This is a genomic window from Acidovorax sp. HMWF018 (assembly GCF_003061035.1).
Classification (GTDB): domain Bacteria; phylum Pseudomonadota; class Gammaproteobacteria; order Burkholderiales; family Burkholderiaceae_C; genus Acidovorax; species Acidovorax delafieldii.
On the sequence record NZ_QAIM01000471.1, the window covers coordinates 7921 to 10839 of the forward strand.

Consider the following 2919-nt stretch of genomic DNA (forward strand, 5'->3'; position numbering starts at 1 on the left):
GCTGGGCGCAGAGGCCAACAAGACCCCCCAAAAGGCGGCTGACGCCATCATCGACGCGCTGGGCTGCACCGACCTGAACCAGCGCCTGGACCAATTGCGCCGTGCGATGTTCGTGGCCAAGGAAGACCGCCTGTCCAAGAACCTCGAGAAGTTCCCCGCCGCGCAAGAAGCCGAGCCCGAGCTGCAGCGCCTGCTCACCGCACGCCGCCAGCACGAGGCCTGGCAGCACCAGCAGCGCATGGCCCGGCTGGCGCGTTGCCTCATCGCGCAGTTTGTGGCCGTCAAGCAGCAGCACGGCTGGGTGGATATGAACGATGTGGAGCGCACCGCCCTGGTCATGCTGGCCGACCCGGTGCTCAGCGGCTGGGTGCAGGAGCGGCTCGATGCCCGCATTCGCCACCTGCTGGTCGATGAGTTCCAGGACACCAACCCGCTGCAGTGGCAGGCGCTGCACGCGTGGCTGTCAGGCTATGCGGGCTCGGGCGGCGGGTCTGCCGCGCCCAGCGTGTTCATCGTGGGCGACCCCAAGCAGAGCATCTACCGCTTTCGCCGCGCCGAGCCGCAGGTGTTCATCGCCGCGCAGGCCTTTGTGCGTGATGGGCTGGGCGGCGATTTGCTGAGCTGCGACCACACACGCCGCAACGCGCAGGGCGTGATCGGTGCCGTCAACGCCGTGATGGGTGAGGCCCAGGCGCTGCACGAGACCAGCGGATTCCGCGACCACACCACAGAATCCAAGCATCCCGGCCAGTTGCTGCGCCTGCCCGCCATCACCGATGCGGACGGCGACAGCCAAGGCGCAGGCCGCGACGCCCTGGCCTGGCGCGATAGCCTGACCGAACCCCGGCACGAGGCCGAAGAAACCCAGCGCATGCGCGAATGCACCCAGGCCGCCGCCTGGGTGGCCGCGCAGATCGCCAGCGGCACGCCGCCCAAAGAAGTGCTGGTGCTGGCCCGCAAGCGCGACCGCCTGGCCAGCATGCAAGACGCCCTGCGCGCCCTGCACCTGCCCTGTGTGCAGCCCGAAAAAGCCGACCTGTTTGACGCGCCCGAGGTGCAGGACATGGTGGCGCTGCTCGACGTGCTGGTATCGCCCACACACGACCTGTCTTTGGCCCGCGCGCTCAAGTCACCCCTGTTTGGCCTGGGCGACGACGCGCTGGTCGCGCTGGCGTTGTTGCGCCGCCAGCCGGAACACGCGGGCTGTAGCTGGTTTGATTTGCTATTGAAAAGTGAGCTGATAGCGCATGAATATCAAGCGCTTGGAGCCGTTTTGGCCCAATATCAGAGGTGGGTGGGCACTTTGCCGCCCCACGACGCGCTGCACACCATTTACGAACACGGTGACGTGCTGGCCCGCTTTGCTGCCGCAGCACCTGTCACCCAGCGCCAGTCCGTGCAGGCCAATCTGCGCGCACTGCTGGCGGCATCGCTGCAGCACGACGGGGGGCGCTACCTCACGCCCTATGCCTTTGTGCGGGCCATGAAAAAGGGCGGTGTGCGCGCCCCAGGCCGGGCGGATGCGCAGGCCATCCGCTTGCTGACGGTGCACGGTGCCAAGGGGCTGGAGGCCGATTGCGTGCTGCTGCTCGATACCGACACCCGTCCACAAAAGGCCGAGACCATGGGCGTGCTGGTGGACTGGCCTGGCGAGCAGGCCGTGCCGTCTGCCTTCGTCTTTTTGGCCAGCGAATCGAACCCGCCACCCAGCGCAGTGGATGCGCTCGCCGCCGAGCAGCAGGCCCGCAGCCGCGAGGAACTGAACATGCTCTACGTGGCCATGACGCGTGCCAAGCATTGCCTGGCCCTGTCGTCCGTGCAGCCCGGTAACTCAGCCCCCGGCAGTTGGTGGAATCGGCTCGCTTCCTTGGTCACTGAAGTGGACACGCAGGCGTTGGCCCCCGCAGAACATGCCGTGGCGGTCGTAGCGCCCGCGCAGACCTTCACCATCCCCTGCCTGCCCGTGCTGCCCGAGGCGCTGCAAAGCGCGCGCGTACAAACCGATGCGGGATTGCCGGGCGACAGCCCTGTGGCCATGCCGGGCGACGGAGAGTCCACCCCCTTGTCGCGCCAGGGCGATGCCATGCACCAGCTGCTGGAGCAAGCCGGCGTGGCTGGTGCCCCACTGGCCGACTTGCGCGTCCAGGGTTGGGCTGCCGCGCGCATTGCCCGCCTGGCTCTGGACCACGACATTGCCCCCGCTGCCGCCGAGTTGGCCGCCCGCATGGCGCAGGCCATTCTGGCGGGCGAGGGGGCCTGGGCGTGGGACGCTGCTCTGGTGCAGACCGCCATCAACGAAGCCCCGCTGCACTACCAGGGGCAGAGCCTGCGCATCGACCGCTTGGTGCAGCGCCGCGCCGCACACGCCGGCGATGCAGAGGCCGGCTGGTGGGTGCTGGATTACAAAAGCGCCACCCAACCCCAGCGCCAGCAGGCACTGGTGGCCCAGTTGCAGCGTTACCGCGAAGCGGTACAGGCCCTGATGCCGGGCGAGGTGGTGCATGCGGCCTTTCTCACGGGCGATGGGCGGTTGGTAATGGTGGGCGATGCGCAGGGCTCAACAGGGGCATCGGCGGCCCAGGCCCTTGTGGTGGGGCATACTCGCCCGCCCGTTGCCCCCATTGCGCCGGTTGCCCCAGCACAACCAGAGCGCGCGCCCACCGCGCCAGGCCCTGCGGATTCTCCGCAAGGCTCTCTGTTCTGACATGCCGCCCCCGCAACGCGCTTCTTTATTCAGCAAGGCCCTTACGTGTCCCACCCCCTTCCTCCTTCCGATACATCCCCTGTACTTGCCCAGTCTGCGGAGGCTTTGCAGTGCGACGTGGCCGTCATCGGCGGTGGTCCGGCGGGTCTCATGGCCGCAGAAGTGTTGGCCCAGGCGGGGGTGGTCGTGCACGTGTTTGATGCCATGCCTTCGGT

General features: G+C 68.0%; 1 protein-coding gene and 1 pseudogene. Both read left to right on the top strand.

Translation table 11 applies throughout. From position 1 onward, the window contains the following. The coding region (locus DBR23_RS19815; protein ID WP_233250597.1) for an exodeoxyribonuclease V subunit beta at positions 1-2704 on the top strand (2704 nt) is incomplete at its 5' end. 45 nt (positions 2705-2749) lie between these two features. Continuing rightward, positions 2750-2919, top strand: a pseudogene (locus tag DBR23_RS31225) (FAD-dependent monooxygenase); the annotation flags it as partial.